General features: G+C 32.8%; 26 protein-coding genes and 1 riboswitch. Of the genes, 16 read left to right on the plus strand and 10 right to left on the minus strand.

The genetic code is table 11. The annotated features are described in order from the left end of the window. Positions 1–10: 10 nt before the first annotated feature. Positions 11–814, plus strand: a complete 804-nt coding sequence (locus tag PYW31_RS01480; RefSeq protein ID WP_046836425.1) for a Cof-type HAD-IIB family hydrolase — start codon at positions 11–13, stop codon at positions 812–814. A 115-nt stretch (positions 815–929) separates the two neighbouring features. Here PYW31_RS01480 and PYW31_RS01485 read toward each other — a convergent pair whose 3' ends face one another. Further along, complete coding sequence (locus PYW31_RS01485; RefSeq protein WP_046836424.1) at positions 930–1,352, minus strand: universal stress protein; 423 nt, start codon at positions 1,350–1,352, stop codon at positions 930–932. A gap of 84 nt (positions 1,353–1,436) precedes the next feature. Continuing rightward, positions 1,437–2,504, minus strand: coding sequence for a quinone-dependent dihydroorotate dehydrogenase (locus tag PYW31_RS01490; RefSeq protein WP_046836423.1), 1,068 nt, complete (start codon positions 2,502–2,504; stop codon positions 1,437–1,439). 274 nt (positions 2,505–2,778) lie between these two features. Between PYW31_RS01490 and PYW31_RS01495 the strand changes: the two genes are divergently transcribed. The 4 genes from PYW31_RS01495 to PYW31_RS01510 all read left to right on the plus strand — a co-directional run bounded on the left by PYW31_RS01495 (position 2,779) and on the right by PYW31_RS01510 (position 6,522). Then, positions 2,779–3,642 carry a fructosamine kinase family protein gene (locus tag PYW31_RS01495; protein WP_046836422.1) on the plus strand — a complete coding sequence of 288 codons (864 nt, stop codon included), beginning with the start codon at positions 2,779–2,781 and terminating at the stop codon, positions 3,640–3,642. Between the two features lie 401 nt (positions 3,643–4,043). Further along, a complete protein-coding gene (locus PYW31_RS01500; RefSeq protein WP_103356911.1) occupies positions 4,044–5,258 on the plus strand; it encodes an MFS transporter in 1,215 nt (404 codons plus the stop codon). 59 nt (positions 5,259–5,317) lie between these two features. Continuing rightward, positions 5,318–5,971, plus strand: coding sequence for an HXXEE domain-containing protein (locus tag PYW31_RS01505; RefSeq protein ID WP_046836421.1), 654 nt, complete (start codon positions 5,318–5,320; stop codon positions 5,969–5,971). 230 nt (positions 5,972–6,201) lie between these two features. Then, positions 6,202–6,522: a thioredoxin family protein gene (locus tag PYW31_RS01510; RefSeq protein WP_046836420.1), complete on the plus strand. Its 321-nt coding sequence runs from the start codon at positions 6,202–6,204 to the stop codon at positions 6,520–6,522. Positions 6,523–6,681: 159 nt separating this feature from the next. Here the strand turns inward: PYW31_RS01510 and PYW31_RS01515 are convergent, their stop codons facing one another. Next, complete coding sequence (locus PYW31_RS01515; RefSeq protein ID WP_275115344.1) at positions 6,682–6,810, minus strand: hypothetical protein; 129 nt, start codon at positions 6,808–6,810, stop codon at positions 6,682–6,684. 440 nt (positions 6,811–7,250) lie between these two features. On the opposite strand from PYW31_RS01515, the gene PYW31_RS01520 reads away from it, so the two are divergent. Then, a complete protein-coding gene (locus tag PYW31_RS01520; protein WP_046836419.1) occupies positions 7,251–8,264 on the plus strand; it encodes a zinc-dependent alcohol dehydrogenase family protein in 1,014 nt (337 codons plus the stop codon). Positions 8,265–8,658: 394 nt separating this feature from the next. After that, positions 8,659–8,967 carry an ArsR/SmtB family transcription factor gene (locus PYW31_RS01525; RefSeq protein ID WP_046836458.1) on the plus strand — a complete coding sequence of 103 codons (309 nt, stop codon included), beginning with the start codon at positions 8,659–8,661 and terminating at the stop codon, positions 8,965–8,967. A 199-nt stretch (positions 8,968–9,166) separates the two neighbouring features. Here PYW31_RS01525 and PYW31_RS01530 read toward each other — a convergent pair whose 3' ends face one another. Together PYW31_RS01530 and PYW31_RS01535 are read right to left on the minus strand one after the other, a co-directional pair. After that, complete coding sequence (locus PYW31_RS01530) at positions 9,167–9,400, minus strand: DUF896 domain-containing protein (protein WP_046836418.1); 234 nt, start codon at positions 9,398–9,400, stop codon at positions 9,167–9,169. Positions 9,401–9,414: 14 nt separating this feature from the next. Beyond that, the gene (locus tag PYW31_RS01535; protein WP_046836417.1) at positions 9,415–10,356 is read right to left on the minus strand and encodes an LLM class oxidoreductase; all 942 of its coding nucleotides are present in this window, start codon (positions 10,354–10,356) and stop codon (positions 9,415–9,417) included. A gap of 313 nt (positions 10,357–10,669) precedes the next feature. Between PYW31_RS01535 and PYW31_RS01540 the strand changes: the two genes are divergently transcribed. After that, positions 10,670–11,470 carry a trypsin-like serine peptidase gene (locus PYW31_RS01540; protein WP_046836416.1) on the plus strand — a complete coding sequence of 267 codons (801 nt, stop codon included), beginning with the start codon at positions 10,670–10,672 and terminating at the stop codon, positions 11,468–11,470. A 77-nt stretch (positions 11,471–11,547) separates the two neighbouring features. Here the strand turns inward: PYW31_RS01540 and PYW31_RS01545 are convergent, their stop codons facing one another. Together PYW31_RS01545 and PYW31_RS01550 are read right to left on the minus strand one after the other, a co-directional pair. Then, positions 11,548–12,111: a TetR/AcrR family transcriptional regulator gene (locus PYW31_RS01545; protein WP_046836415.1), complete on the minus strand. Its 564-nt coding sequence runs from the start codon at positions 12,109–12,111 to the stop codon at positions 11,548–11,550. Between the two features lie 183 nt (positions 12,112–12,294). After that, the gene (locus tag PYW31_RS01550; RefSeq protein ID WP_046836414.1) at positions 12,295–13,254 is read right to left on the minus strand and encodes a DMT family transporter; all 960 of its coding nucleotides are present in this window, start codon (positions 13,252–13,254) and stop codon (positions 12,295–12,297) included. A gap of 202 nt (positions 13,255–13,456) precedes the next feature. Here PYW31_RS01550 and PYW31_RS01555 point away from each other — a divergent pair, with 202 nt between their 5' ends. From PYW31_RS01555 to PYW31_RS01565, 3 genes are all read left to right on the plus strand, one after another. Then, on the plus strand, positions 13,457–14,812 hold the full coding sequence (locus PYW31_RS01555) for an amino acid permease (protein WP_046836413.1): 1,356 nt from the start codon (positions 13,457–13,459) through the stop codon (positions 14,810–14,812). 41 nt (positions 14,813–14,853) lie between these two features. After that, the gene (locus PYW31_RS01560) at positions 14,854–15,792 is read left to right on the plus strand and encodes a nucleoside hydrolase (RefSeq protein ID WP_046836412.1); all 939 of its coding nucleotides are present in this window, start codon (positions 14,854–14,856) and stop codon (positions 15,790–15,792) included. Positions 15,793–16,006: 214 nt separating this feature from the next. Beyond that, entirely contained in the window at positions 16,007–16,585 is a 579-nt protein-coding gene (locus PYW31_RS01565) for a M23 family metallopeptidase (protein ID WP_082104702.1), read from the plus strand. Between the two features lie 131 nt (positions 16,586–16,716). Here PYW31_RS01565 and PYW31_RS01570 read toward each other — a convergent pair whose 3' ends face one another. Beyond that, entirely contained in the window at positions 16,717–17,070 is a 354-nt protein-coding gene (locus tag PYW31_RS01570) for a DUF488 domain-containing protein (protein ID WP_046836410.1), read from the minus strand. Positions 17,071–17,209: 139 nt separating this feature from the next. Here PYW31_RS01570 and PYW31_RS01575 point away from each other — a divergent pair, with 139 nt between their 5' ends. From PYW31_RS01575 to PYW31_RS01595, 5 genes are all read left to right on the plus strand, one after another. Next, positions 17,210–17,638, plus strand: coding sequence for a 6-pyruvoyl trahydropterin synthase family protein (locus tag PYW31_RS01575; RefSeq protein WP_046836409.1), 429 nt, complete (start codon positions 17,210–17,212; stop codon positions 17,636–17,638). A 209-nt stretch (positions 17,639–17,847) separates the two neighbouring features. Beyond that, entirely contained in the window at positions 17,848–18,891 is a 1,044-nt protein-coding gene (locus tag PYW31_RS01580; RefSeq protein WP_046836408.1) for a PTS sugar transporter subunit IIC, read from the plus strand. 523 nt (positions 18,892–19,414) lie between these two features. Further along, positions 19,415–20,164, plus strand: a complete 750-nt coding sequence (locus PYW31_RS01585) for an aggregation-promoting factor C-terminal-like domain-containing protein (protein WP_046836407.1) — start codon at positions 19,415–19,417, stop codon at positions 20,162–20,164. Positions 20,165–20,301: 137 nt separating this feature from the next. Continuing rightward, positions 20,302–20,410: riboswitch (SAM riboswitch) on the plus strand. 66 nt (positions 20,411–20,476) lie between these two features. Further along, complete coding sequence (locus PYW31_RS01590) at positions 20,477–21,634, plus strand: aminotransferase class I/II-fold pyridoxal phosphate-dependent enzyme (RefSeq protein ID WP_046836406.1); 1,158 nt, start codon at positions 20,477–20,479, stop codon at positions 21,632–21,634. Between the two features lie 21 nt (positions 21,635–21,655). Next, the gene (locus tag PYW31_RS01595; RefSeq protein ID WP_046836405.1) at positions 21,656–22,654 is read left to right on the plus strand and encodes a D-lactate dehydrogenase; all 999 of its coding nucleotides are present in this window, start codon (positions 21,656–21,658) and stop codon (positions 22,652–22,654) included. A 120-nt stretch (positions 22,655–22,774) separates the two neighbouring features. Here the strand turns inward: PYW31_RS01595 and copZ are convergent, their stop codons facing one another. After that, positions 22,775–22,981 carry a copper chaperone CopZ gene (gene copZ / locus PYW31_RS01600; RefSeq protein ID WP_046836404.1) on the minus strand — a complete coding sequence of 69 codons (207 nt, stop codon included), beginning with the start codon at positions 22,979–22,981 and terminating at the stop codon, positions 22,775–22,777. Between the two features lie 49 nt (positions 22,982–23,030). Next, positions 23,031–25,415 (minus strand): heavy metal translocating P-type ATPase, encoded by a 2,385-nt coding sequence (locus PYW31_RS01605; protein WP_046836403.1) that lies wholly within the window; start codon positions 25,413–25,415, stop codon positions 23,031–23,033. Positions 25,416–25,506: the final 91 nt, after the last annotated feature.

Consider the following 25,506-nt stretch of genomic DNA (forward strand, 5'->3'; position numbering starts at 1 on the left):
GCGTGTATGTATGATTAAAGCAATTGCAGTAGATAAAGATGGTACGTTTTTAAAATCTGATCACACATTTGATGAGGCACATTTTGAAAAGATATTTAATGAACTTATGGCTAAAAATTTAAAATTTATCGTGGCAAGTGGTAATCAATATGCACAGTTGCGATCAATATTTTCTGGAAAAGAAGAAGCAATTACGTATGTTGCAGAAAATGGCGCAGTTACTTATTTTAATGATGAAATTATAGCATCACATTATTTTGATCGTGAACTTATTTTAGATTTACTGCACACAATTATTCACGATTATAAAGTAAAGGATATCGTTTTAAGTGGTATTAAATCTGCATATATTAGCCAAGATAGTAGTGAAGAATTTATTGAGTTTATAAAACATTATTATTACGATATTGAAAAAGTTGCAGATTTAAAGCAAGTTGAAAATGATTACTTTGTTAAAATAGCACTTAGAATTAAGGATGAATTTAAAGTAAAAAAAGTTATCGCAAGTTTAGAAGAAACTTTTGCAGGTGAAGTGAGAGCTGTTACAAGTGGAAATGACAGTGTTGATTTAATTTTGCCTGAAGTGAATAAAGGGGTAGCAATCCAAACGCTTCTAACACAGTGGGGGCTGAAAAATAATGAACTGCTGGCGTTTGGTGATGCAAATAATGATTTAGAGATGTTAGCGTTGACTGAACATAGTTATGCAATGGAGCATTGTAGTTCAGAACTTGCGAAAGTTGCAAAATACAGGGCACCTTCTAATGATGAATCAGGTGTTTTACAAGTTATTGAGACTTACTTGAAACCGTAAACCAGTAGCGGGATGTAGGCTAACTAAAAAGTATTTATAAAAAAACTCAAAAGCTATTTCAATAAAAGTCGTTAGCGACCAAGATTGAAAGATTTTGAGTTTTTGTATTTATAGACTATTTGATGATTAGAACGGGAATATTAGCGTTGTTTGCAATTTTATGAGTGACATTTCCTAGTACATTTTTGAGTTCAGGTTTTGAACGTTTATTACTCATCACAATCATTTCATAATTGTTTTCTTCGATTTCTTCTAAAATCATCTGCTTAATATAACCAGTAGCAAATTTAACTGTAACATTTAAACCCTTATCTTCTAATTGTTTTACAAAAGGTTTAAGTTTTTCGCTCTTTTCCTGTGCGATTTCTTCAAAGTGTTTATCATCATAACGTACAGAAGTTTGCAGTTCACCTTCCGGAATTACATTGAATATAGTAATTTCTGCATCATCTGCGTGTTCAGTCAATTTTAGTAATTGCTCAGGTACGTTGTTGAACGTATTGTTAAAGTCATAGGCCAATAATATATTTTTATACATAATAGTGCCTCCTTTATGATATAAATACCCTTTTAAAATCAAAGTAATAATATACCGCTACTTATTCTTTAATAACATTATAAACTATTTTACATCTAAGCCAATAATTTCACTTACATGATTATAACCATGGGACTCAAGATATTGTGTGAGCGATTTGTTTAGTTTTTTAGTTAATCCGGGCCCTTCAAATACCAAAGAACTGTAAATTTGAACAAGTGAGGCACCGTGACGTAACATCATTATCACATCATCAGTATCGAATATACCACCAGTACCAATGATTAAAAATTGCCCGTTTGTTTTTTTATAAGTATAGTTAATCATTTCTAAATTGCGTTCAAATAAAGGTCTGCCACTTAATCCACCAGCTTCTGAACGATTAGTTGAATGTAAATTATCACGTTGTTGCGTTGTGTTTGCTAAGATAATCCCATCAAATGTCTCTACAATAGGATCTAGCATGCGTCCCAATCCAGGTAAGTCCAAGTCAGAAGTTAATTTAATAAAAATAGGAACAGATATATCATGCTTTATTTTATAAGATTGAATAGCTGAACAAAGTTGAGAAAATTCATCTTTATCATGGAAACTTTGCAGATTTTCAGTATTAGGCGAGCTAATATTTACAGTGAAAAACGTGACATCATTTTTAAAAGTATCAATGACTCTAATATAATCTTGGTAACGTTCTTCGTAAGGCGTAAGTTTATTAACACCTATATTTAACCCAACTGGAATCTTATAACTATATTTACGCAAATTGCTCAATGCTTTATTCATGCCGATATTATTAAAGCCCATACGGTTGATTATAGCATCATCTTCGACCAATCTATACATACGTGGTTTAGGGTTTCCTGGTTGGGGCTTAGGTGTGATGCCGCCTAATTCAAGTGCGCCGAACCCAGCGTTTTCTAAAGCTTTTGGCACTTCACAAGATTTGTCAAAGCCTGCTGCAAGTGCTATTGGATTGGGGAAAGAAACCCCTTTAATATTTTGTTTTAATATTGGATTTTCATAATGGAATAGCTGACGAACTACAGGTAATAACTTTGAGTGTCTTTGAACAAATTTTAATGCATCGATAGTCATACCGTGTGCTTTTTCAGGATCAAATTGAAATAAAATAGGTTTAATAAGTTTATACATGATATTACCGCTCCATTTATCAAATTTTAGTATTTATTACTTTCGAAAATATGTATATAAATCACATTACACAATGAACTGTCACAAGTTTGTGAAATGGATGTCTTTAATAGACTAGCATTTTACACAATGTATGCCTAGAGTAAACTTATATAATTTATAGAAGTGTCACATTAATTAAATGGAAGCATACATTGTTGATTAACATGGTAATAAAAAGGTAATAACAATAAGGTGATAAATTTAATGACATAAGTTAATGGAGGCATAAAAAATGAAGCAACAATGGCAGGAACAACTTCCATTGGACAATATTAAATCCATATCTCCAGTTGGTGGCGGTGATGTAAATGAGGCCTTTCAAGTAAAAACATCAGAAGATACTTATTTTTTACTTGTGCAACGGAACAGAGACAAATCATTTTTTAAAGCAGAAATAGCAGGACTAGATTTATTTGAAGTATATCATATCAACGCGCCTCGAGTCATTGACAGTGGAGAAATTCATGGTGATGCGTATTTATTATTAACATTTTTACAAGAAGGAGCGACAGGAAGCCAGCGTGAACTTGGGCAACTTGTGGCAAAGATGCATAGTCAGCAACAACAAGATCAAAAGTTTGGATTTGATTTACCGTATGAAGGTGGAAACATTTCATTTGATAATAGTTGGACAAACGAGTGGGTTACTTTATTTGTAGAACGTCGTTTAGATCATCTAAAAGATGAATTATACTACCAAGGACTTTGGACAGATGAAGATGTTAGACGGTATAACCAGGTGAGAGCTGTTATTGTAGATAAATTAGAACAGCATAATAGTAAAGCTTCGCTTTTACATGGTGATTTATGGGCTGGTAATTTTATGTTTTTAGAAGATGGAACGCCAGCATTATTTGATCCGGCTCCGTTATATGGGGATAGAGAGTTTGATATTGGAATAACTACTGTTTTTGGAGGATTTACACAAGCATTTTATGATGAATATAATCAGCATTATCCTTTAGCGCATGGGGCGGAAACGCGTATAGAATTTTATAGATTGTATTTATTAATGGTGCACTTACTAAAATTTGGAAGCATGTACGACCATAGCGTTAATCGTTCAATGGAAAAAATTTTAACAGAAGCATATTAAATATATTTATGAAGAATAGTAGCTTGTTAGGCTACTATTTTTATGTGTAAGTATAGAAGTAAAAATAGTTGAAGTTATATTAAAGAAATTTTCATATTTAATTAGAATTTTCTTAATTTTAAAAATATATTTGTTATACTTGTAACATGTTAATTAAATAAATTTAATAATAGTGTAATAAATAGGCTCTTTAAAGGTTGAATATACGAAATATGGAGTGTCATGTAAAGATAGCGTAAATACAATCTAGGCATAGGTGATGAATATAATTTCATCAATTTCTCTAAATTAAGTTGAAATGGTTATATATTTAGAATCTAACGTAAAATTATACATAATTAAATGAAACACTTTAGACGCAAAATAAAGGGGTGTCTAAATAGCATATAGGAGGATAAAAATTGAAAACATCTAACAAACTTATATTCAATCGTACGTTCATGCTGATGTTGTTGGCAGGTATTTTTGCGATGATTGGATTTAGTACAATTTTAACGACAATTACATGGTATGCCGTAAAAGAATTAAAGTCTTCTATGGCATTAGGGTACATTTTGGTGGCTGCAACAGTTCCAAGGTTGATAATGATGACATTTAGTGGCATGGTAGCTGATAAATTTAAGAAAACGACAATAATGTATTATTCAAATATTGCGGAAGCTTTAGTATTAGTCATTCTTTACTTTTTAATTATTAATGATCAATTATCACTTGTACCCTTGATGATTTTAGCTGCATTTTTTGGCATGCTAGATGCTTTCTTTGGGCCTGCGAGTACATCACTGATACCTAAAGTAGTCGAGCAGTTCCAACTCCAAAGAGCGAATTCATTGTTTCAGGGCGGTACACAAATATCATTTATTTTTGGTCCAATTATCGCTGGAATCGTCATGGAACATTACTCTATAGCAACGAGTTTTTATTTGGCTTTGATTTTCGTATTCTTGTCAGCAATTTTTGTATTCCCTCCATTAATTAAAGAAACAAGTGCGGTTGAGCATTCTAATAATACGCCGGTTAGAGATATTATTGAAGGATTTAGATATGTAAAATCTTCACGTTTTTTAATAACGGGTATTATTATACTGATAACTGCTAACTTTTTTGGACTAGGTGCATTAAGTGTAGGTATTCCTATATTAGTAGAAGCATCTGGAGGAACGCCGATTAATTTAACTTATCTTCAATCAAGTTTAGGCGTGGGGATGTTGACTGGAACAGCACTGTTAAGCGTTATTACTTTTAAAAAGGGACGCGGGAAGATAACACTCTTCACTTTATTATTTATGCTTGTACTGTTCCTAGTATTCACACAGGTAAATGCAGTAATATGGCAAGTGCTCTTACTATTCTTAATAGGTCTAACGTATACGATTGTGTATATTCCATTTATCACAATGGCACAAGAATTCTCTGATGAAAAAGTGACAGGTCGTGTGATGAGTTTGATATTTTTAGCGATGACTGGATTCGATCCAATATCATATGTGCTTATTTCAGGACTAAATACAATGAATATCTCTATTTTCTCAGTATTAGCAATATCTGCCTCAGTCAGTCTAGTGGTATGGGTGTTTATTTTATTTAATTCAAAAACATACAGACACACAGATTGATACCTTTAATTAAGAAGGTAGTTTTCAATAAAATGGATAAATAACTTGGAGGTATTTAGATGAAATTTTTGAGTAATAAATGGCAATATCTTACTATTGTCGTGTTCGTAATACTTTTAATTTATATGATTCTATGGGGGCACCAACAACTTAATGATCTCCAAGTGATATTAATGTATAGTCTAATCGCGTTGGCGATACATCAATTTGAGGAATATATTTTACCTGGTGGCGGACCTATTGCTATTAATAAAGCAAGTTTTAAAGAAGAAAGTGATTTTTCGCGGTTTCCAGCAAATGCTTTATCGACATGCATTATTAATTTAAGCGTATATATTTTTTATATTTTAGCTCTAATCTTTCCTCAACTTATTTGGTTAGGTTTGGCTACAATGATCTTTAACTTAATGCAACTTGTAGGGCATGGATACTCAATAAACAAGGCTATGGGCACTTGGTATAATCCTGGCTTAGTTACTAGTGTTATTCTTTTTGCACCAATTAGCATCTATTATATATTTTATATTTATCAACATGGTTTAATTAGTATTTTCACATGGGTTATAGCTATTGTAGTTTATTTTATAGTTGTTTATTTAACAATCAATATACCTATGCAGAGTTTAAAAAATAGAAATTCTAAATATCCCTTTTCAAATTGGCAAATAAAACAATATGATAAAGTTGAAAAATTTTGTAGTCTGAAAAAGTAATACTTATGATTTGAATGCTATGAACCATAAGTATAAAAACCTGGCAATCACTTTAAATGGTTGCCAGGTTTTTTTTGATAGAAATATGTAAATTAAAAGTGGTGCAATATATTTTACTTTCAGTAGATAATATTACAAAATGAATTGATGATTGAAGTGAATATTTATAATTGGTTTGAAATTTTTGGGAATTAATACTATAAAAATGTGTTAAAAGGAGTTGTATGAGATTGAAAAAAGTAATGAGTTATAATGATTTATTGAATGAAATAAACACAAAAGATAGACTTATATTATATGTAATGTCTGAAAATTGTAGCGTTTGCCATGCTGATTTTCCTAAAGTAAATGCATTAGCTGAAACCTATAATGTAGACAGTGTAAACATTATGATTAATGAAATACCAGAAGCAGCTGGTCAATTATCACTATTTACATCCCCAGCGGTCATTTTATATTATAAGAATAAAGAAATGCATAGACAGGCGAGAATCATAGACTTTGAAGATTTAGAGTATCGTATTAAACAATTAACTGAAATTGAAGACTAATTATAGCGTCTCACCCCGATCTTAATAAACTAAGATTGGGTTTTTTTTAATTAGAGTTAAATAAATCTCAAAATAAATTAGACCTTTAATTAACTTTGCCAAAAGTTAATTAAAGGTCAAGACAATGCTTTAGAATTTATTTATGAAATAAAGATTTAATTATAAAAATCCTTTTTCAAGCAGTTCTAAGATTTTTAATAATAGTGGCATAGCTGTATCAGTCATATGTATTACCTCCTTAAAGTAGTAAATACGCAGTATCAGTACATTCAAAAATGCTGTAACCACATTTATTGAAGATAAGACTGTGCGCATAGCGTAATCCGCTAACATTATGCATATACCCGTAATAATCTTAAAAAAACAAAAAAATTTTAAAATTATAAAAAAATATTATCGTAATATTTTTTGGGTAGTATAGAGTAAATTTAAGAGAAGAATTAAAACTTATTTTAATCTACTATTTGATTACCATTGATAAAAATACGAAATTTTGAAAGATATAAAACATTCAAATTGACAAACCGTTAAATGACGATGTATCATGCGTATATAATAAAAATGATTTAATGATTTGTGGTTTAAATGTAATTAGCTGTGTTTCGTAATTTATGAATTGATTTATGAAAAGGACTAAAGCTTTTACAGAATAAACACTATATAAAATTATATATATCGTTATTTCGTTTAATGTTTAAATGTAAACAAAAAGAAGGAGTGAATGTATTATGAAAGCATGGAGAAAAGAAGGTATCGGATTAGAAAATTTAAAATTAGTAGAAACTGAGACACCAGAACCAGGTCCTAGACAAATATTGGTAAAAGTAAAATCAGTATCTTTGAATTTCAGAGATAAGTCAATTATTGATGGCGATTATTTACCAGATTTAATGAACAAACCATTTATTCCAGTTTCTGATGCGGTAGGAGAAATTGTGAAAGTTGGCAACGAAGTAACTAAATTTAAAAAAGGTGATCGAGTGGTATCTCATTTATACACTAAATGGATTAATGGTGCACCAAGTCAAGATTATGCACCAACAGCAATTGGTGGGCCAAATGATGGTGGGTTAGCTGAATATATGATATTAGAAGAATATGCAGCTGTCATGGCACCTTCAAACTTATCTGATGAAGAAGCATCCACATTACCTATCGCAGCATTGACTGTGTGGTTTTCTTTAGTAGAGTATGGAAACATCAAAGCTGGGGATACTGTGCTTGTACTAGGGACAGGCGGTGTATCAGTTTATGCAATCCAAATTGCTTCAGCTTTAGGTGCTAGGGTTATTGTCACAACAAGTAGCAATAGCAAAGGAGAAAAAGCAAAAGAATTAGGTGCAAGTGAAATTATCAATTATGTAGACACGCCTAATTGGGAAGAAGAAGTATTGAAATTAACAGATGGTGAAGGTGCACAACACATTATTGAAGTCGTAGGTGGAGAAAGTATTAATCGTTCAATCAAAGCTGTTGCTTTACAAGGTCATATATACGTTGTTGGATTTCTAAAAAGCATGTTTGCAGAAGTGAACTTATTTGATTTATTAGCAAAGCAAGCACATATTCAAGGTATATATGTAGGGCATAGTAGAGCATTTGCAGATATGAATAAAGCCTTTAATGAATTAAACATACACCCTATCATAGATACAGTGTACTCATTTAATCAAGCAATAGAAGCATATGAACATTTAGGTCGTGGCGCCTTTGGAAAAATAGTTATTAAGGTTTCAGAGTAATAAAAAAGCGAATTTTATAAAATAAATAAACATTTTATGATAGGCTATTGTCTCACAAGTAAAAAATGAGGCAATAGCCTCATTTTTATTTTATTAATGAAGAAAATCATCATATAAATAGTATGTGTGTTTTAACAAGATATATAGTTTTTTATGATTGTTAGGGAAATAAGGATATTTTTTATAGAAGCAATAACGCACTTCTTTCAGATATATTTATGTATAATGCTAAATAAAGGAATAAATCTTATATTGAGCTATATTGTTTTTATTAATATTATAGAATAGGATAAAGTATGTTTAATGTATGAATATTTTTATAGATAATATTTTGAGAAGGTTATCGTAAAAATTAAATATAGCATCTTAAAGATGGAGGATATTAATGAATAAAGTGGAGCCAGTAGACATTTTTAAAGCTTTGGGTAATGAGACAAGATTACAAATATTGCAATGGTTGAAAGAACCTGAAAAGCATTTTACGCCACAACCAGCAGAAGTTAGCGATTTTCAAGAAGTAGGGGTCTGTGTAACCCAATTTCATGAAAAGCTTGGGGTTACACAATCAACAGCATCTCAGCATTTATCTATATTATTACGTGCTGGATTATTAACATCACGACGATTTGGTAAGTATACTTACTATAAAAGAAATGAAGAAGCATTCCAACAAGCAAAAGAGATAGTAGGACATGAGATATAATATAGGAGATTGATACTTAAACTGTTAGAAAGAGATTTAGTCTTATTTTGACAATCAGAGTATATGGTATTTGATCAATCTAAGAAATATTATTAGTATTTTAAAAAGAACGCTTAATGTAGGCTTATAACAAAAGGTAGACCCCTATTTGGGGTCTACCTTTTGTTATATATTCTTAAATTACAGTAACACCAATATTTTAATTGAGTTCTAGTGTACCCATATCTTCACGCAATTGATACACTTTGTCTGGTGTTACATCTTCACCTAATGGATCTACAACTTTTAATGTTGAGAAAGTGTTAATTACCTGTCCACGAATCATTTTTAAATATTCTTGTCTTAATGCTTGTTGTTCTTGTTTTTCTTCAGTGCTCAACGGTTGAATTTTTTCTTTATTTGCAAGTGTATTAATTCTATCTAATAATGTCATAATATGGTTTCCTCCTATAATTGATGAGGTGGAAAATGCGGAATAATATAATTTCCTACCTCTGTTAATAAATCTTGATATGATCTTTCTGTTGTAATAAATTGCAACATAATATGGTTAGTTCCTATGCGTTCATAGGATTGTAGTATTTTTAATAAGGTATTTCTGCCTAAACGATATCCACCTTTAATTGGTTTTACCAGTTCATTTGGATGACTTGATAAGTCAATGACTAGGGGATGCATAAATGGTTTGAATGAATCATTATTATGCCAATCTTGTAAAAGTGCCTTTTGCTGTTGAAATGGTTGTGGGTAGAACATCCATCCATCAACATGTTTTTTTAACCAGGATATGTCTTGTTTTGAATAACCAGTCGCAAACATAGGCACATGTTTATGTTTAGGTAGCACTTGTAAACCTGAATCCTCATGCAATTCAAATAAGTCATTTGAGATTTGGGGAGAATGGTCTTGCCATAAGTCATTTAAAGCAGTTATGGTACTTTGAAATGACTGCTTTAATTGGTTTGTTTTAACTTTAAATGCTGGAAATTCAAATGGTCGATCTCCAGTTGCTATTCCTAACAAAAATCGCTCGTTTGAAATTAAGTCAAGAGAAGTAGCAGCTTTGGCTATGTGAATTGGATGACGTAATGTAGCAACAATACTAGATGTTCCGAGAGCGATTTTTGAAGTTTTAGCGCTTAAATAAGTTAAAAATACAAACGGATCGTAGTTTGTCGTTACATTACCTAAATGTGGACTATATAGTGGGTTATCCCGCACAAAAAGGCTCGTAAATCCAAGTTCTTCAGCATATTGTGCTAAATCACTTTGATCTTCAAACGACAATGCGACATGTTCAGAATTATCAAAAGGGAGCATTAACCCTAAGGTTAAATGACCATCTTGAAAAGTCCGTTTGAAACCATTGTGTTTTTGAATTGTTGTCACGTCTATCCCTCCTAACATTAATATTAAACAACACGCATTAACTAACTAACATGTGTTGTATAGATGTATTGTATACTGAGTTGTCATACAACGCAAACGACATGCTTAGCTATATATTGCATAAACAACATATAGTCATTTATGTTGTTTAAAGTAAAATAGATAGAAATACTTTGATATTAATTTTATATATTAGTGTTTAAATACTTTTGTAATAAGTGGATTTATAATGATAAATATTATTATCATTTGATTATTGTCGGAAAATTCTATAAGTTTAAAGAGTCAAATTATTTTTAATTGGAGGTTATTTATGTTTTTAAGAAAATTGATTAGCAGTGTTACATTATCTCTAGCTTTATTATTAACACTTGCATCAGGTAGTCACTTTGCCAACGCAGATGTAGAAAATAATGAAGTAAGCAAGCAGCCAGCGCAATCTACAGAAGTACAACAAGATGATAATAAAACGAATCAACCATCTAACGTCTCTCAAAAGGTTATATTACCAAACGAGGATAGACATCAAATTGAAAATACAGAAACAGGTCATTACCAGTCCGTAGGATTTATTAATCTCGGACAAAATATTGCAACAGGTGTAGTGATTGATAAAAATACGGTGCTAACCAATAAACATGTTGCCAATCTTTCAGACGGTAATATGACATTTGCACCAGCTGCTAAAGAAAAAGATGATTTTCCTTATGGTACGTTTGCAGAAAAAGATGTTCAACCGTATCCTGGTTCAGCAGATTTAGTGCTTGTACATTTTAAAGAAAATAGTGAAGGACAGTCTGTAGGTGATGTAGTACAGCCAGCGACACTTAAAGACGCATCTACTGTTTCGAAAGATGATGCAGTAACGATTACGGGTTACCCTGGTGATAAACCATTAGCAACAATGTGGGAAAGTGCAGGGAAAATCATAGATAACCAAGGAACAGAACTCACTTATGATGCAAGTACATATGGTGGTAACTCTGGTTCGCCAGTATTTGATGAAAATAATCAAGTCATTGGATTACATCATGGCGGTATAGAGGGTGAAAGTAATAATGCCGTTGCAATTACAGGTGATGTGTTAGACTTTATTAATAATAATAAAGAATAGAGCATAACGAAATTAATGATAAACAACATATAAAAATCCCCTGAAGTATTAACAGTACTTTAGGGGGTTTTTAAATACTATTTTAATATTTGAGTCGTTAATAAGGGTAATGCTTTATCAATATAAACGCGTGCAGGCAAGTCACTCGTATGGAACCAATGCTTGGCGATACCATATAGTCCCCACGATAAAAATCTTGCGCTAGTAGCAAGTGCTTCTCTGTCTTCATTTGGATGTTCTTGTACGAGTAATGTTAGGAAGATATCTTCTAATTCTTCTTTTATTCTTTTTTCTACTACTTCACCATAGGCGTCGCTATTTAACTGACATTCATTATGGGTTTCATTAATATAGCGAGTGATTTTAATGAAGATAGTACATAGCGTTTGTGCGTTAAGCTCAGATACAATGTCTAAAGTATCATTTAAGTTTTTAAGAATAGTTTGCGATAATGTATAGTCCATAATATCGTATTTATCATAAAAATGAGCGTAAAAGGTTGCACGATTGACAGTAGCGCGATCTGTAATATCTTTCACAGTAATTGTATGGATTTTTTTCTCTTTAGCAATTTCGCGAAAAGCGTCCATTAATAATTTTTTAGTTCTTGTAATTCGCGGATCAACATGTGTTGTCGTCATTACTTTCATACCTCCTTCAAACAAGCCATCATTTATAGAATTTATACAAATTATCTTGTTTTCTTTAGTGAATGTCAACGTGGTTGATTGGAAGAAAGTACTTGTTAGATTATAAATTTAAGTGATGCGTGTGATTGTTTTATAAAATAGAACTCTATTTTATGAAACAATTTGACTCCAACTTTAAAGCTCAGCTTTATTTTCTTGAATCAAACTATTTAGATAGCAATATATAAATATGCCTAGTGTAATTAAGGAGATACCAATTAAACTCACAGCATCAGGTAACGGTAGACCGAGGAAAATCATTTCACCAATAAGTGTGAATATAATTTCTGTTGCCTGTGTTGCTTCGACCGCAGCAAGCTTACCTTGGTTGTGTTTGACTAAGTTTGTAGCATAGAAAAAGAGTGCAGTTGCTATGATTCCAGAAAAAATGGCAACTGAAAAGGTTTGTAATACTTGATTAGAGGAAGGTAAGCCATTTTTAGCTACGCCTACGCCAAAAATGATAAACCATATTGGCAGTGTAACCAGTGTCATACCATACATACGCTCAATAGTAGTAAGTTTATTATCTACTAAGACCATCATCTTACGGTTGCCTAATGGATAACAAAAAGCAGCAATAATCAAGGGCACAATAGAGATAATGAAAGTGTGAAGTTCAATATTAGAAATTTGTGGAATCTGAACGAGGACAACACCAATAATCATGAGAGTAGAAGTCCCGACTGAACGCCACGAAATACGTTCTCTTATTTTAACGGTTTGTTGCTCATATTGGACATATTCATAGAATAACGGCGCTAGTAATAATCCACAAATAATTGTCAGTTGCCAAGTAGCGGCAATAAGCCAACCAGGGCTAAAGCTGGAAACAAATGTAATGGGCACATAGAAGCATACAAAACCTAAAGTGCTCCATAAGAGCCACAACATAAAATGTTTTCTAATATGTAATAAAATAATATGATGACGCTGTTGAAACCATACAAAAATGAAAAGAAAAGGGAACATAAAGATAAATCGAAGTGATGAACTAAACATCCAACTTCCACCATCATCGGACATAGCATGATTCAAAATAAACGTAACAGAAAAAAACATAGCCCCCAAAATGCCTATTAAAATTGCTCTCATTGAATTACACCTCACTTAAAAAATATTAATAGTTTTAATTTATCAGTTTTTTAAATATTATCAAGGGTACACTATAGATAAATATACATATTACAAACGATGGGGGACTTTGTAATTTCAAGTAATATTAAATAATGTTGCACACTTTGTTACAAAAAGACTTATTATAATGTGCGCACTTTACATCTAAGGGGTAGAATATATGGGAGAGCAATTAAAGAGAGAACTCAGCAATAGACACATCCAATTGATCGCAATTGGGGGTGCAATCGGTACAGGACTATTTCTAGGCGCTGGGCAATCAATACATTTAGCGGGTCCATCGATATTGTTAACTTATATTATAGTTGGATTTGTATTGTTTATGTTTATGAGAGCAATGGGAGAAATGTTGCTATCTAATACGAAATTTAATTCATTTGCAGATATTACACATGAATATGTAGGATCTTTAGCAGGTTTTATTACTGGTTGGACTTATTGGCTAACTTGGATTATATCTGGAATGGCTGAAGTAACGGCTGTTGCGAAATATGTTTCGTTTTGGTGGCCACAAATACCTAATTGGCTATCTGCATTAGCATGTGTATTGTTATTGATGTGTTTCAATTTATTAAGTACTAGATTATTTGGTGAGCTAGAATTTTGGTTTGCGATTATTAAAGTTGCGACAATACTGGCATTAATTGCTGTAGGTGTTGTGATGATTGTCATGGCTTACCAAACGCCGTATGGAGAAGCAAGTGTTTCTAATATTTATAGTCATGGGGGAATTTTCCCCAATGGACTATCGGGATTCTTTATGTCTTTCCAAATGGCAATATTTTCATTCTTAGGGATTGAAATGATAGGTATTACAGCCGGTGAAACAAAAAATCCGGAAAAGACTATTCCTAAGGCAATTAACAATGTACCATTTAGAATTTTAATATTTTATATCGGTGCAATTGCTGTCATTATTTCTATTATTCCGTGGAATGAGTTAGATCCCGAAAGTAGCCCATTTGTTAAATTATTTGCATTAGTTGGTATACCTTTTGCAGCAGGAATTATTAACTTTGTTGTACTAACTGCTGCAGCATCTGCATGTAATAGTGGTATTTTTGCAAATAGTAGAACGTTGTTTGGTTTGGCAGATAGGCAACAAGCACCACCTAAGTTTCAAGTTACAAATCGTAGAGGTATACCACTTACAGCGATACTCGTAACATGTTCATTTTTAATGTTTGCCGTATTGCTTAATTATTTCATACCTAATGCAACTACAGTGTTTGTATATATTAGTACAGTATCGACAGTATTGAATATTTTTATCTGGACGCTTATTACAATAGCTTATTATAGATACACAAAACAACGACCTGATTTACATAAACGAAGTAAATATAAGATGCCAGGTGGAAAGCATATGGCTGTTTGTATCATAATATTCTTTATCTTTATTTTTGGGGTATTACTCGTAAATCCTGAGACACGTATTGGTGTGATTTTTGCGCCATTATGGTTGATTGTACTTGCTCTCATGTATCGTCAGTATAAGAAACATGCGGCACTATAATAAGATAAAATAATATAGAACTATAGATAGGAGTGATGAATATGCGTAAAAAAATTATAATGGATTGTGATCCTGGTCATGATGATGCAATTGCACTCATACTAGCTGGGGCAAAGTTAAGTACATTAGATATTTTAGCTGTGACAACTGTTGCTGGTAATCAAGCAGTTGAAAAAAATACTAAAAATGCATTAAATGTGTTAGAGGTTATGGGGAGACCTGATATTGATGTTTCTATTGGCGCGACACGTCCGCTGATTAAATCAGCTTCCTTTGCTTCTGAAATTCATGGTGATACTGGCTTGGATGGACCGAAATTACCAGAAGTACCATCGCTTAAACCTACTCAAAGTCATGCTGTCGATGTAATTATTGAACAGCTCAAAAATAGTATAGAACCGGTAACGATTGTCGCAACTGGCCCATTAACGAACATAGCGACAGCATTAATCAAAGATCCTAGTATCACGCAATATATTGAGTCAATTACTATTATGGGTGGTGGTACGTTCGGAAATTGGACACCTACTGCTGAATTTAATATATGGGTAGATGCCGAAGCGGCTAAACGTGTATTTGATAGCGGCATCCATATAAACGTTTTTGGTTTGGATGTCACACATCAAGTGCTTGCGACAACTCAAATTATTGACCGTTTTAAATGTATAGACAATCAAATTGCTCGGTTTGTTGTAGAATTATTAGAATTCTTTAAATCTACATATAAAACACACTTTGATATGGACGGTGGCCCTATTCATGATGCATGTACCATACTTTATTTATTAGACCCAACGTTATTTACAATGCAACATACTCATATTGATATAGAGCACCAGAGTGCATTAACATATGGAACAATGGTTGTAGATTTGAATAATATTACGCAAGGTGAAAAAAATGCCTACTTTGCAACAGCGGTTGATGTAGAGCGTGTTTGGAGCTTGATGGAAAGTATGTTAAAAAGCTATAACTCATAAGAGGAAAGATTCTTATAATGATGAAATATAATTGAGAGATATAAAAATAAAGGCAAGCCATATTATTTGTAATGAATTAATAGTGGCTTGCCTTTATTTTGAGTTTTATACAACTAAAGTATGAGCAGTTTTTGAGTTATATGATTAGCAAAGTTATAATATAAAAATTATACTAATATTATAATAAGCAAAAAATATGAAGGTGACTCAAATAGTGGCAAATATACTTAGAACATTTATTCTTTTAGTTATTATTATTGTACCTATTGTGCTATTAATAACGAATTTAGAATCCATACAAGAGAGTATAAATAAAAATTTAACTGAGCAACGAAGAGATGATCGTAGTAATCATTCCTCATCTTATAGTGATTTTTTTGATCGTAGTAGAGAAACAGAAACATTTGGTGAATATAAATATAGTGATTTTGATGGCAAACACTTCGGCATTGATTATGATTTACCAGAAGACACACCAGTAAAGGCAGCTTCAGATGGCAAAGTTACAAGAACATTTAATAATGAATTAGGAGGAAAAGTAGTACAAATCGCAGAATCAAATGGCCGCTATCACCAATGGTATATGCACTTGAATGATTTTAAAGTGAATGTGGGAGATGAGGTTAAAGCTGGAGAGGTGATTGCACTTTCAGGTAATACAGGAGAACAAACAACAGGCTCACATTTGCACTTTCAACGTATGAAAGATGGCATAGGAAATGATTATGCAGTAAACCCTAAATCCTTTGTGGAAAGTTTGCCTGAAGGAGAAGAAAGTTTATTTGATCATTAGCTTACAATAGTTAACGCACGAATAAAGCCTTGGATTATATGCTAAGGCTTTATTCGTGCGTTAATATCATTGATGATGAAATAGGATCGGTGCTTATCTGTTATTTCACTTGGGATTAAAAATATAGGATTTTAGTAAAATGAATTTTGCAAAACAACAGCTTGATTATGATCTTTATCCTTAGAGCCAAATAATAAAACGATATCTTGATTAGACTGTTTTATGATAGATTTTAATTCGTCGAAAGCTTGGCGTTGTTGTTCATTTTCACGTAATTCTTTTTTATATTTTTCTGTAAATGCAGCGTATAATTGGGGATCGTGATTAAACCATTTTCTTAGATGTGACGTAGGGGCAATATCTTTTAACCAATAATCTAAATTGGCCTTATCTTTCGATATACCTCTTGGCCACACGCGGTCAACCAGTATACGTATACCTTCAATTTGTGTATCATCATATATTCTTTGGATATAGATAGTCATATGTCACAACCTCTCATATATAATTATTTATATATCATTTTGCCACGCATTCATATTTAAAAACATCAAGTTCCTGTAGTTTTATATAGAAGAAAGAGAAAAGGGTATAGGTTTATAAAAGGAAAAGGAGTGAACTATGATGACTCAATTTGATGATATTTTACCGCCTAAAACATTTAAATATAGAAATAATGCAGTATTAATAAAGACTTTTTATGAATTTAAATGTGACAATAGAATTTATTTTACAGAAAAATTGCACAAAGACTTGGAAAATCAACAATATAAATTTAATGTAGAGATTTTATCTGAAATAGATCGTTATGGCTTGGCTATGGATTTTAATGAAGTTGACAAGCTCTATAAGGCACACATTGCGCCCTACTTAGAACATCAATTAGTTAATGAGACATTGCCAGAAATGAATACAACTGCTGAAAATATTGCTTTTTGGATATGGGAACAATTTGAAAAATTTTTACCTCAAAACAATAAGTTGCAAAAACTAGAATTTTTTGAAAATGACACACAAGGTCTCGTACTTACTGGAAAACTCATGGATAACTAAGCGTATTAAAAATAAATATTGAAGCAACTGACTAAAGCACATTTTTCTAAAGTTAAGAAAGTAGTTTACTTTCTTGAGGAAGTTTGGAAAGATGTGTTTTAGTATGTTATGACGAGTCGACGTGTAAAAGAAAAAGTTACAAAATAAATATTCTGAAAATTAAGAAAATATGATATAGTATATTTTACTACAGCTTAGGAGGAACTTCTATGATTAAGATGAGCCCGAAACAATTTATCAATAATGTATTATCCGGTGTAGCAATAGCAATTGTTGCAGGTCTTATTCCTAATGCGATTTTAGGAGAGCTGTTTAAATTATTTGCCCCGAAATATGCTATATTCCAAACATTACTACAAATAGTAGAAAGTATTCAATTTACTGTGCCCCTTTTAGTTGGCGCATTGATTGCGATGCGTTTTAAACTTACACCTTTAGCGACAGCAGTCGTTGCTAGTTCTGCGTTTGTTGGTAGCGGTGCAGCACAATTTAAAGATGGTATATGGATGCTTGTAGGAGTTGGAGATTTAATTAACACAATGATTACAGCTGCAATTGCAGTATTCTTTATATTAGTGATAGGAGAACGATTTGGTAGTTTGACTTTAATTATTTTACCTACGATAGTTGGCGTGTTAGCCAGCCTTATAGGTGTTCTTATACTTCCATACATAAAATTAATTACGACAGGCATAGGAAATCTTGTCAATTCATTTACTGAATTACAACCTATATTAATGTCGATGCTCATTGCATTGGTGTTCAGTTTTATTATTATTAGTCCGATATCTACGGTGGCAACGGCATTGGCTATAGGAATTAGTGGGCTTGCTGCAGGCTCTGCGTCTCTTGGTATCGTTGCATGTGAAGGTGTACTTGTTGCAGGTACAGTTAAGATAAATAGATCTGGCGTGCCAATAACAATTTTCTTAGGCGGGGTTAAGATGATGATTCCCAACATGGTGAGGCATCCCATTATCTTATTACCTATATTTACTACTGCACTAATTACGGGTTTTGTAGGGGCGCTGATAGGCATTGGAGGAACAAAAGAATCAGCAGGCTTTGGCATTATAGGACTTGTTGGTCCGATAAGTGGATTTAGATTTATGGATCATTCACCATTATTAAGTTTACTGCTCGTATTTATTGCGTTCTTTGTAGTTCCATTTGTTAGTGGTTATTTGGTGAACACATTCTATATGAAAGTATTAAAATTATATGATAGAGAAATATTCAAATTCTTAGTTTAAAACGTAAATTTTGTTAAGGAAATAAAGTTTTATGCTTCACCACAAAAAAAGTAAAATTACTCAAAAAGGCTACGTAACAGTAGTCTTTTTATATTTTCTTAATAATATAATTACAAGCATTGCACTAAAATATAATTTTTCTGTCGAATTTTTATTTTACAATTATGTAACAAAAACGGTTTCTGTAATAATTCAGAAAATAATTTATTGTTTTTAAAAATGTAATTAAACACTTATATGAAAGGGTTTATAAATAAAAATAGATTGAAAGAAGAGAATTTAAGCGTTATAAAACAAAACGAAAAGGTTTCCAATATTACAAAGAGAAATTACTTTTGTAAAGTTTTGTTATACAAGTGTAATATAAATCGGCGAAATTTATGGTATATTATTTGTGGCGAAAAAATAGCGCATAAAAAAATTAAACAATTTTGGTAGATATGTTAACTAGCAGATACGATAAATAATTTAACTAAAAATATAATTTTACTTACAAAAGATTTAAATGGAGGATTTTTTTATTATGAAGAAGACAATTTTAGCATCATCATTAGCAGTAGCATTAGGTGTAACAGGTTATGCATCAACAGATCACAATGAAGCACACGCTTCAGAATCAAACATTGACCAAGGTCATTTAGCTGAATTAGCTCAAAGTGGAGCTGCTCAATTAAACGAAAAACCATTACACGCTGGTGCGTACAACTATGACTTCGTATTAAATGGTTACGAATATACTTTCACTTCAGACGGTAGTTCATGGTCATGGAAATATGATGTAGCAGGTGCTCAAAGTACAACTTCTCAAAGCACAGCTTCACAAGATGTAAGTTCACAAGCTTCATCAAATACTAATGAAACAGCTGCTAGTGAAGTTCGTTCACAAGCAACTACAAAAACAACAAACGTAGAAGCAGTTGAAGCACCTAAAGCTTCATCAAAATCTAACGTTCAAACAGCTCAAACAAGTACTGCAACTAAAACTTATGAAGCTGCAAAAACTACAGCTGCTTCAACTGGTGGATCAGTTAAATCTCAATTCTTAGCTGCTGGTGGTACAGAAGCTATGTGGAATACAATTGTAATGCCTGAATCAAGCGGTAATCCAAATGCTGTTAACGAATTAGGTTACCAAGGTTTAGGACAAACTAAAGAATCATGGGGAACTGGTTCAGTAGCTACTCAAACTAAAGGTATGCTTAACTACGCTAAAGAGCGTTATGGTTCAGTTGACGCAGCACTTGCTTTCCGTGCTCAAAACAACTGGTGGTAAGATTTAAGTAACTAAATGATAAACATTTAGTCCTATATATCAGAGAGTGACTCTTATGAGTCACTCTCTTTTTTTATTAATAGATGATTGACAAGTATGAATATTCTGATAAAATTATAATTAATTTAATAATGACAAACTTATCCAGAGAAGTTGAGGGATTTGGCCCATTGATACTTCAGCAACAGACTTGCATGTCGAGTACTGTGCTTCGTCCAACAAGTAATATGACTTGAAAGATAGGTGACATGTGAAAGCTATATGCCACTTTAAAAGGTATATAGCTTTTTTATTTTTATAGGAGGACATAAAATGGTGATTTCTGATAAATTATCTCAAATTCCTGATAGTTATTTTGGGAAAACAATGGGACGTAAGGTAGAACATGGTAGTAAAACACTCATTAATATGGCAGTGGGCATCCCAGACGGTGAGACACCCCAAGGTATTATTGACTGCTTTAGTGAATCGATACGGATTCCAGAGAATCAAAAATATGGAGCATTTCATGGTAAAGATAGCTTTAAACAAGCGATTGTCGACTTTTATAAACGACAGTATCAAGTTGAGTTAGATAAGGAAGACGAAGTTTGTATATTGTATGGCACAAAAAACGGCTTAGTAAATTTACCACAATGTATTGTTAAACCTGGGGAATATGTTTTGCTCCCTGATCCAGGTTATACAGATTATTTAGCTGGTGTATTATTAGCTGATGCTAAGCCACATGCTCTGGTACTCAAAGCACCTTACTACTTACCAGAATGGAATAAAGTAGATAAAGAGGTTTTATCAAAGACACGTCTAGTTTATTTGACTTATCCTAATAACCCAACTGGTTCAGTTGCTACACAATCTGTATTTGATGAAGCTGTAGCTCAATTTAAAAACACAAAAACTAAAATTGTACATGACTTTGCGTATAGTGCTTTTGGTTTTGATAACAAAAATCCAAGCATACTCCAATCTGAAGGTGCTAAAGATTTAGCTGTTGAGGTATTTTCTTTATCTAAGGGATATAATATGTCTGGTTTTAGAGTAGGGTTTGCGGTTGGAAATAAAGAAATGATACAAGCCTTGAAAAAATTTCAAACACATACACAAGCTGGGATGTTTGGTGCACTTCAAGATGCTGCCACATATGCGTTAAATCATTATGATTCATTTTTAGAAGCTCAAAATGAAACTTTTAAACGAAGAAGAGATGAATTTGAGAAGAAATTAATAGAAGCTCATATTCCTTTTGAACCAATGAGAGGTGGCATATTCTTATGGTTACAAACACCTAAAGGATACGATGGAGAAGCATTTGTAACGTATTTATTACAAGAACAGTCTATTCTAGTGGCCCCAGGCATCCCATTTGGTGAACATGGGAAAAATTATGTACGAATTTCATTAGCACTTAGTGATTCAGAGCTAGTAGAAGCAGCGAAAAGAATCCAGTCATTAAGATATCTATACCAATAAAACATTAGGAGTGAAATGATTATGACAACGATTAAACTGTTTGGAGTGAGACCAGAGGATATACCCTATATTGAAGCGTGGTCTACACAGCGGGCGGTCGAAGTTGATTTAGACACAGATTTGCTTACTATAGATACAGTTCATCGTGTTAAAGGTTTTGATGGTGTATCTTTGTCTCAACAAATTCCATTAGATGAAGAAGTGTATAAAAAATTACATGAATTTGGTATTAAGCAGATTGCCCAACGAAGCGCAGGGTTTGATTGCTATGATTTTGAGTTAGCTAAGAAATATGATTTAATCATCTCTAATGTGCCGTCCTATTCACCACATTCTATAGCTGAATATACGGTATCTCAAGCGTTGAACTTAATTCGTAATTATAATGATATTCAACAAAAAACAGCAGAGTTTGATTTTAGATGGCAACCTGAAATATTATCACGTTCTATTAAAGATTTAAAAGTAGCTGTTATTGGTACAGGACGTATTGGGAGTATTGTTGCTAAAATTTTCGCTAAAGGCTTCGAAACGAAAGTCGTTGCTTATGATATTTTTCAAAATGAATCGTTAAAATCATTTTTAACATATGAATCAAGTATTAGTGAGGCTATTAAAGATGCTGATATTGTTACAGTACATATCCCGGCAAGTAAAGAAAATGACTACTTATTCAATGAAGCGTTATTTAATCAATTTAAAAAAGGTGCAGTATTTATTAACTGTGCCCGGGGTACGATTGTTGATACGAAAGCATTATTAAATGCGCTTGATAATGGGACAATTAAAGGCGCTGCACTTGATACCTATGAAGGTGAAAAAGGTTTGTTTCCAAGTGATCAACGCGAGGGCACATTTGAAGATGAGTTGTTAAAACATTTAATCACGCGTCGAGATGTTATTGTATCACCACATATCGCATTTTATACAGATGCGGCTGTGGAAAACTTAATCGTTGATGCATTGGATGCAACGATAGAAGTATTGCAAACAGGGGATACGCAACTACGTGTGAATTAGAATAGCTAAAGTACCAACGTGAAGTGTACGTATAATTAACTTATGAAAAGTAGTTATAAATAAAAAATGGTGATTACATCGTCGATATGTAATCACCATTTTACTTTACATTGAGTAAAGCTATTTTACGTCGTACCCTTGATCCTCGATTGCATCTTTCATATGAGAAAATGTTACTTTATTGTCATCATAATCGACATCAACATGCCCTTCTGAAAGATTGACCGTAGCAGTTGATACGCCATCTAAATTTGTTAGGGCAGATTCCACGGCTTGTTTACAGTGATCACAACTCATACCTTCAATATTAATTGTTTCTGTTTTCATATTAATCACCTCCTTAAATTCAATTGAAGCATAGCTAATATTATTTTAACTATAACTTCATGCGTTTTAAGCGCAATGCGTTAGTGACAACACTCACTGAACTTAAAGCCATTGCAGCGCCGGCAACCCATGGTGCTAGTAATCCAATTGCAGCGATAGGAATACCAGCTATATTATAAGCGAGTGCCCAAAATAAATTTTGACGAATGTTACGTATTGTAGATTTACTAGCAAAAATTGCTTTGGGTAATAATAATAAATCGCCACCTAGAATAGTTACATCAGCTGCTTCAATTGCTACTTCAGCACCTGTACCTATTGCAATACCAATATCAGCTTGAACGAGTGCAGGTGCATCATTTACACCATCACCAACCATAGCGACAGTTTCACCAGTGTTCTGTAATTCATTAATCTTTGAAGCTTTTTCTTCTGGTAATACTTGGGCAATAACAGTATCAATATTTACTTGTTTTGCGATGGCTTGTGCAGTACGTTCGTTATCTCCAGTCAACATTGCGACGTTTATACCTAAGTTATGAAGTTGTTGAATTGCTTTATTAGCTGAATCTTTAACAGTGTCAGCAACAGCGATGATCCCTCTTAATTCATCATCTATAGCAATAAGCATTGCAGTTTTACCTGCTTCTTCATATTTAGTCATTTGTGACTCCATTTTATCAATAGATATAGATTGCTCAAGCATAAATTTACGGGTACCAACATACAGTGATTTACCGTCAAATGTAGCTGATATACCGTGACCAGGTATAGCTTCAAAGTAATCGACATCTAATAATGTGATCTGGTTAGTATGTGCATATTGAACAATTGCTTCTGCAAGTGGGTGTTCAGATCCTTTTTCTGCACTAGCTAACAATTGCAATGTTTCGGTATCACCTTCGAAATCAGTGACGATTGGTTTACCATTTGTGATAGTACCAGTCTTGTCTAGGACAATGGTATCAATGTTGTGTGTGCGTTCGATATGTTCGCCACCTTTAAATAAAATACCATTTTCAGCAGCTTTTCCTGTTCCTACCATGATTGAAGTAGGCGTTGCTAAGCCTAGTGCACAAGGACAGGCAATGACAAGTACTGCAATAGAAGCTACAAGTGCGGGTTCAAATTCACCGTATTGAATCAGTGTAATCCATACAATGAAAGTAATTAGTGATATACCAACTACGATAGGAACGAAATAACTAGAAATAATATCTGCTAAACGTTGGATTGGGGCTTTTGAACCTTGGGCGTCTTCTACGACTTTAATGATAGAAGCAAGTGCAGTATCTTTACCAACTTTAGTAGCTTCAATAGAAATTGAACCATTCTTGTTCATTGTTGAACCAATGACTGTATCATTTGTTGATTTTTCAATAGGGATAGATTCCCCCGTTAACATAGACTCGTCAATTGAAGTATTACCTTTGATGACTTTCCCATCTACAGGGACTTTCTCACCAGGTTTAATGATTAGAATGTCACCTTTGACGACTTCATTCAAAGGAATCATTTGTTCTTCATTACTTCGCAATACACGTGCTTCTTTCGCTTGAAGGTTGAGTAATTCACTTAAAGCATTAGTTGTTTGTGTCTTAGCACGTGTTTCTAAATATTTCCCGAATAGAATCAGAGTAATTAATACAGCACTTGTTTCAAAATATAAATGCGGTGCATAATTTTGGAAGGTAAGCCATTTTATCATCTCATAAATACTATAGAAATATGCAGCACTTGTTCCTAAAGCGACAAGTACATCCATATTTGCAGAACCATTGCGTAAGTTTTTATAAGCACCAACATAGAATTGCCAACCAATTATAAATTGTACTGGTGTAGCAAGTGTGATTTGAAACCAAGGGTTCATGAAAATATGTGGTATGGGCAGACCGAAAAGGTGCACAAGCATTGTTAATAATAAAGGCGCAGTTAATATAGCTGAAATAATAAGTTTAATACGTTTATGGCTTAATTCCTGTTTTTTACGAGAATCTTTTTCTGTTGCTTCACGTTTCGGTTGTGCATCGTAACCAATTTTTTGAACTTTTTGAATTAAATCTTCTACAGATACTTCATTAGGATTATAGAATACCACAGCATTTTCAGTTGTTAAGTTGACATTAGCTGAAGTAACCCCATCCGTTCGATTGAGCACCTTTTCTATTCTATTTGAACATGCTGCACATGTCATACCTATCACATCTAGTTCGGTTTTTTCCATATGCACGCCGTATCCTGTTTTTTCAATGTTTTTAGTGATATCTGATGTGCTTAAAGTATGCGGATTATATTCAATAGTCGCTTTTTCAGTTGTAACATTAACATTTGCGTTAACATCACTCATTTTGTTTAAATTCTTTTCGACGCGATTCGCACAAGCAGCGCATGTCATTCCTGTAATATCTAAGGTTGTTTTTTTTCTATCTTCCATATATATACCTCCTTTATATTAAATTGCATTAATTTTATGGTTATGTGTTATCTTAATGCTTAATATACCCCCTAAGGGTATAAAAGTCAAT

The sequence above is a fragment of the Staphylococcus succinus genome (genome assembly GCF_029024945.1).
GTDB classification, from domain to species: Bacteria; Bacillota; Bacilli; order Staphylococcales; family Staphylococcaceae; genus Staphylococcus; species Staphylococcus succinus.

What these genes read in the sequence shown, in the direction of transcription:
- PYW31_RS01495 (WP_046836422.1), top strand. Translation starts at nt 2,779, where the DNA reads ATGAAGCAACAATGGCAGGAACAACTTCCATTGGACAATATTAAATCC.
- PYW31_RS01585 (WP_046836407.1), top strand. Translation starts at nt 19,415, where the DNA reads ATGAAGAAGACAATTTTAGCATCATCATTAGCAGTAGCATTAGGTGTA.
- PYW31_RS01605 (WP_046836403.1), bottom strand. Translation starts at nt 25,415, where the DNA reads ATGGAAGATAGAAAAAAAACAACCTTAGATATTACAGGAATGACATGC.
- PYW31_RS01545 (WP_046836415.1), bottom strand. Translation starts at nt 12,111, where the DNA reads ATGACGACAACACATGTTGATCCGCGAATTACAAGAACTAAAAAATTA.
- PYW31_RS01485 (WP_046836424.1), bottom strand. Translation starts at nt 1,352, where the DNA reads ATGTATAAAAATATATTATTGGCCTATGACTTTAACAATACGTTCAAC.
- PYW31_RS01580 (WP_046836408.1), top strand. Translation starts at nt 17,848, where the DNA reads ATGATTAAGATGAGCCCGAAACAATTTATCAATAATGTATTATCCGGT.
- PYW31_RS01505 (WP_046836421.1), top strand. Translation starts at nt 5,318, where the DNA reads ATGAAATTTTTGAGTAATAAATGGCAATATCTTACTATTGTCGTGTTC.
- PYW31_RS01490 (WP_046836423.1), bottom strand. Translation starts at nt 2,504, where the DNA reads ATGTATAAACTTATTAAACCTATTTTATTTCAATTTGATCCTGAAAAA.
- PYW31_RS01575 (WP_046836409.1), top strand. Translation starts at nt 17,210, where the DNA reads ATGACTCAATTTGATGATATTTTACCGCCTAAAACATTTAAATATAGA.
- PYW31_RS01530 (WP_046836418.1), bottom strand. Translation starts at nt 9,400, where the DNA reads ATGACATTATTAGATAGAATTAATACACTTGCAAATAAAGAAAAAATT.
- copZ (WP_046836404.1), bottom strand. Translation starts at nt 22,981, where the DNA reads ATGAAAACAGAAACAATTAATATTGAAGGTATGAGTTGTGATCACTGT.
- PYW31_RS01595 (WP_046836405.1), top strand. Translation starts at nt 21,656, where the DNA reads ATGACAACGATTAAACTGTTTGGAGTGAGACCAGAGGATATACCCTAT.
- PYW31_RS01570 (WP_046836410.1), bottom strand. Translation starts at nt 17,070, where the DNA reads ATGACTATCTATATCCAAAGAATATATGATGATACACAAATTGAAGGT.
- PYW31_RS01480 (WP_046836425.1), top strand. Translation starts at nt 11, where the DNA reads ATGATTAAAGCAATTGCAGTAGATAAAGATGGTACGTTTTTAAAATCT.
- PYW31_RS01520 (WP_046836419.1), top strand. Translation starts at nt 7,251, where the DNA reads ATGAAAGCATGGAGAAAAGAAGGTATCGGATTAGAAAATTTAAAATTA.
- PYW31_RS01590 (WP_046836406.1), top strand. Translation starts at nt 20,477, where the DNA reads ATGGTGATTTCTGATAAATTATCTCAAATTCCTGATAGTTATTTTGGG.
- PYW31_RS01555 (WP_046836413.1), top strand. Translation starts at nt 13,457, where the DNA reads ATGGGAGAGCAATTAAAGAGAGAACTCAGCAATAGACACATCCAATTG.
- PYW31_RS01540 (WP_046836416.1), top strand. Translation starts at nt 10,670, where the DNA reads ATGTTTTTAAGAAAATTGATTAGCAGTGTTACATTATCTCTAGCTTTA.
- PYW31_RS01560 (WP_046836412.1), top strand. Translation starts at nt 14,854, where the DNA reads ATGCGTAAAAAAATTATAATGGATTGTGATCCTGGTCATGATGATGCA.
- PYW31_RS01550 (WP_046836414.1), bottom strand. Translation starts at nt 13,254, where the DNA reads ATGAGAGCAATTTTAATAGGCATTTTGGGGGCTATGTTTTTTTCTGTT.